Source organism: Acinetobacter gyllenbergii CIP 110306 = MTCC 11365 (assembly GCF_000413855.1).
In the GTDB taxonomy this organism is placed as follows: domain Bacteria; phylum Pseudomonadota; class Gammaproteobacteria; order Pseudomonadales; family Moraxellaceae; genus Acinetobacter; species Acinetobacter gyllenbergii.
In genome coordinates this window covers 1-1,195 of the sequence record NZ_ATGG01000062.1, presented here as the reverse complement: position 1 = coordinate 1,195, position 1,195 = coordinate 1, and the positions used below count along the sequence as shown (strand labels likewise).

The 1,195-nt window shown below is 43.5% G+C and carries 1 protein-coding gene; it reads right to left on the bottom strand.

The features are described from left to right. Positions 1 to 1,195 (bottom strand): CAP domain-containing protein (locus tag F957_RS00295; protein WP_032864732.1); only part of this gene is annotated, 1,195 nt, incomplete at both ends.

The window sequence follows — 1,195 nt, the reverse complement described above, 5'->3', positions numbered from 1 at the left end:
TCGGTTAAAACTGAAATCGAGAGAATTGAACCCGCCATATAATATTTGGCTGGATAGTTGTGGTAGGGATAGGCAATCACACCGAGTGGTGCAGTGGTTGTATGATTAAAGGGATAAACCACTTTATAGGACGTACCGACCACATAAGGGAATCGGGTATCTTTAAATGATGGTGCATTAACTGAACCATACGCCGATTTTTGTAAGAAGGGATTGAGCATCCAGAGTCGATGCCCCACATCTCCTGCAAACAGGTTTAATTTGTCATGCACCATATTGGTAATGCTTTCGGCAGGTGAATAGTCATTCTTATTCTGTCTTACTCCCATTTCCAGACTACTGGTTCTTGCACCCACTGCACCAATATCGGAATAGCAGTTTGTGTTAGCTTCGGGGTAATGGGTCAGGATGTTGTTTGCCGCAAGAATCAGTGCGGTTTGCATCATTTCATCTTCACGGGCATAGTCGTATGTAATACTTGGCAGCCCATGCAAGGCACGAACTGTATTGAGCTCATTTAAAAATTCATTTCTAAACTTTGCACTGAGCTTGCCTGCATAACAGTTGTTGATATCGGGGGCATCACTCATGGATGAGCCTTTAAACACATCGAAACTAATCGTCTGACTCTGTGCTGCCAATGTTTTGGCATCACCCTCCTGAGTGAGTTTAAGGGTACATGTACCCGCACCACTCCCCTTTAGTTCACCATTAGAATAAGTACAGGTTGCAGTAGATAGGCTGCTAATCGTGACAGGAAGTTTGGCACTGGATTCAGTATCCAGTGAATACACACTCTCCGTCAGGATGTATTTCATTTTGAATGGGACAATGGTTTGTTTGAGCTTATTGACACAAACATTATTTTCTAGATATTGATCGGCAGCACAAGTCACATTGACGGTCATGCTGCTATTCAATGGTAGAACTTTTGCCGTGCCTGCCTGTGTCAATCCCAGAGTACATTGTCCAACCTTTAGAGCTTTGAGTTCACTGCCATTTACACTACAGATGTTGGGAGTGTTACTGCTAAAAGTCACTGCCAGCCCTTGATCTGTCTGAAGCGATAATGGATAGCTTTGACCTTGAATCAGGGTACTGAATGGTAGTGACTGAATATTCTGCACTACCTTGTTTTTACATACACCCTCTTCCAGATATTGGCTTTCAACACAGGTCACGGGCTTAGGGATTG